General features: G+C 67.1%; 3 protein-coding genes. All 3 read right to left on the reverse strand.

Annotation, left to right across the window (positions count from 1 at the left end):
* Positions 1–139 precede the first annotated feature (139 nt).
* Positions 140–1,252 carry a phosphate ABC transporter permease subunit PstC gene (pstC, locus tag Q1V87_RS13685; protein ID WP_300593980.1) on the reverse strand — a complete coding sequence of 371 codons (1,113 nt, stop codon included), beginning with the start codon at positions 1,250–1,252 and terminating at the stop codon, positions 140–142.
* A 220-nt stretch (positions 1,253–1,472) separates the two neighbouring features.
* Positions 1,473–3,170 (reverse strand): PASTA domain-containing protein, encoded by a 1,698-nt coding sequence (locus tag Q1V87_RS13690; RefSeq protein ID WP_300593983.1) that lies wholly within the window; start codon positions 3,168–3,170, stop codon positions 1,473–1,475.
* Positions 3,171–3,178: 8 nt separating this feature from the next.
* Positions 3,179–3,378, reverse strand: a 200-nt coding sequence (locus tag Q1V87_RS13695) for a hypothetical protein (RefSeq protein WP_300593986.1), incomplete at its 5' end; no start/stop codon positions are given.

Genomic DNA, 3,378 nt, shown 5'->3' on the forward strand with positions numbered 1-3,378 from the left:
ACCGGGTAGACATCATCGACCCGGACTGCACGCAGCTGACGCCGTCGCCCGGTAGGGGTGTCGCCAGGATCAGGCGTCTGAGTGAGGCGCGGCTTGGTTTCGGCATCCTGTACCGGCGAACTCTCCAGCGTGGTCGACATCATGCCTCACTCTGGGCGCCGGAGCGCGATCTGGCGACGATGGTCGATGCGGTGAAGTTGATGACCAGAGTGATCAGGAACAGGGTGAGACCTGCCGCCATGAGAGCTGAGAGCGCGAACTCCGATGCCTCCCCGTATCGCAGGGCGATGAGCGCCGATATGGAGTTGCTTCCGGTTTTGAGAACTTCCCAGTTGATGTAGAAGATCGGCGAGATGATCATGTAGATCGCGATGGTCTCCCCCAGCGCCCGTCCGAGCGCCAACATCGTGCCACCGATGATCCCGCCGCGGCCGAAGGGCAGGACGACAGCGGTGATCATCCCCCAGCGGGTCGACCCGAGTGCGTATGCAGCTTCACGCTCACCGGGAGGCGCCTGCATGAAGGCTTCACGCATGATCGAGGTCTGCGTGGGAACGATCATGAGCGAAACGACGACTCCCGCGATGAATGCCGACGAGGTGAACGCGCTCGCATCCGACGCGGCTGTCCCGTCCGGATTGGTGACGGCGAAGATTGGAATCCACGAGAAGTACGTCGAAATCCACTGCGAAACCGGGATCACGTTCTCTTGCAGGAAGAAGACGCCCCACAGTCCGAAAACCACGCTCGGCACCGCCGCCATGAGATCGACCAGCGTGATCGCCCACTGCTTGAGGCGGCCGCGCAACACCTCCGAGATGAGAAGTGACGTCCCGAGCGAGAGTGGAAGCGCGATGGTGATCGCGATGAGAGCGATCGAGACGGTGCCGAACAGGACAGCAGCGATCCCGAACTGGCCGGTCTCGGGCGACCACTGCTGTTCGAACAAGAAACTGATGCCCGACACCTGCAGGGCGGACCCCGCGCGAACCGCCAGAAACAGGCCAACCGCCAGCATGATCGCTACCGTGATGCCACCAGCGGCGAACGCGACGGAGCGGAAGATGCGGTCGGAGGTGGACGGCCGGGACGTCAGCGATCGTGCACCGTCGGGGTGCGCGGTCGCGGGTTCATCGATGATCTGGGTGACGTCGTTGGCGAGAAAGACGTCAGCCACCTCATCGAAGACCGTCAGGCCCTCGTCGTGGCTGTCTTCGACCGCCTCACCGGACCCGTCACGTGAACGTTCCACTCGCGTCATGAACGACCACCAGGGGTGCGCAACGCGGACATGGGACTTCTTTCGGGTCGAGGACGCCGCCCCTGCCGAGGAGCGACGCATGGATCAGGGCACCGCTCGGACGCGAGCCGCGGCTCGGTGACACTGGTGATCGTTATCTGCGCTGGTGAACGAAAGGCGTCGCATTCGCTAAGGCGCGATTTCTCGCACGTGTGCGACGAGCATCGCTCGGTCATGGACTCACCGTGGGGGTCGGGACCGCCGTCGGCGTCGGGGGCGGTGTCGGCAGCGCGGTTGGCGTCGGTGTCGGCGATGGTGGCGGTGCTGGTTCGAAAACCGTCACCGTCGAACCGACTACCCGCCGTGTTCCGCCCACCGGGTCGGTACGAATCACGCCGGGCCCGACCGTGGAGGTCGGGGCCGAGCCCGCCGTGAAACCGGCCGCCGCCACGCTTTCGAGCGCCGCGTGCACGTCGAGCCCGATGACGGTCGGTACCGAGTTGTACCCCGAGGCGACCGTCACCGCCACCGTGCTACCGAAAGCCGCCCGATCGCCCGAGGCGGGCGAGGTCTCGATCACCGTTCCCTCGGTCCAGCGGCTGTCGACCGAGGTCACGGCACCGACGACGAAGCCCGCCGCGACGATTTGCTCGCTCGCCTCTGCGAGTCGGAGCTGCGCGACATCCGGAACGCGCGGGCGGGTGTCGGCTGCGGTGGTAGGGGACGTCGGCTCCGGCGTCGGCGTGGACGTCAATGGCTCGGGTGTCGGTTCCGTGGTGACGGATGCCGAGGGCGATGTCGCAAGGGAGATCACGACCCCGAGGGTGACGGCGGCAGCGACGGTTGCGAACATTGCGATGCCAGCAGGCCGACGACGCCGGTGAACGGCGGCGAACGGGCTCACGGCGGGAGAAGACGCGCGCGGTGGGGTCGCTGTCGTACCGAGCACGCGGGTCACGCCCGTCCGGTCCTCGTGATTGGCCGTCGCCGGCTCGGCCGACGATGCAGGTCGAAGCGCCGACCTCGCAGCCGTGGGTGTGGTTGCGCCTGTTGCCTCGGTTGCGACGGCGACGAGCGCATCGCACATCGCGCGGGCCGTCGGGAAGCGATCGGCCGGATCCTTGAGCATCGCCTTGACCACGACGCGATCCAAGGATCGCGGGATGCCCGGGCGGCCAACCGAGGGAACGGGTGGTGGGGCCTCCACGTGTGCCCGCGCAACATGGGTCGGATCATCCCGCTGGAATGGCGCGTGCCCGACGAGTGCGAAATAGAGCAACGCTCCCGCCTGGTAAATGTCGCCCCGCTCGTCGACAGCGTCCCCGCGGGCCTGCTCCGGGGAGACGTAGCTGGCGTTGCCGAGGACTCCGACACCCCCCTCGTCGCGTGCGGCGAGCAGCGCGGCAGATCCGAGTGCTGTCTCACCGACGTCGCCCGCGATTCCGAAGTCCAGCAGGCGAACGGTCGACGGATCGAGCACGCCGTTGCTACCACGAGCCACCATGACGTTCGTCGGCGACACGTCCCGGTGAACCAGTCCGGCCGTGTGCGCGGCATCCAACGCATCGAGCACGGGGATCATCACGCTGATGGCGGCTTCGGGAGACAGCGGTCCGGTAGCGCGCACGTGTTCGGCGAGCGTCGCGCCCGACACGAACTCGAGCGCGATCCACACGACAGGCTCGGGCCGATCGCGGTCCTCACCGACATCCAGCACCTGCACGGCATGCGGATGTCGAAAGCGTGCGGAACGCGCAGCCTCAGCAAGGAAGTGCTCGCGGGCCGCGGCACGCTCCGTCAGGTGGGGGTGAAGGATCTTCAGCGCCACGCGCTGTCCGGTCGTCGCGTCCTCGGCGAGAAAGACGGATGCCGAGCCACCCGTCCCCAGGAGGTCGATGAGCCGGAACCTGTCGGCAATCAGGTCGGCCATGACTGCGCCTAAAGCACCGCGCCCTCACCGGCACTCATCGGACGGCGGCGAGAAGAGAAGTGCGCGGCGGGAGCCGGGAGAAGCCTTGCAGTACGAAGAGCCGAGAGTGCGGAGACGGCTGCAGCTGCCGCCGTGGACGACGAGGTGTACCACCGGGCGCACGTCATGACGGGCCCTCCCTCGGCGTTGAGGACCCACCCGCGGCGAG

Origin of the sequence: Microbacterium sp. (genome assembly GCF_030149085.1) — a bacterium.
In the GTDB taxonomy this organism is placed as follows: domain Bacteria; phylum Actinomycetota; class Actinomycetes; order Actinomycetales; family Microbacteriaceae; genus Microbacterium.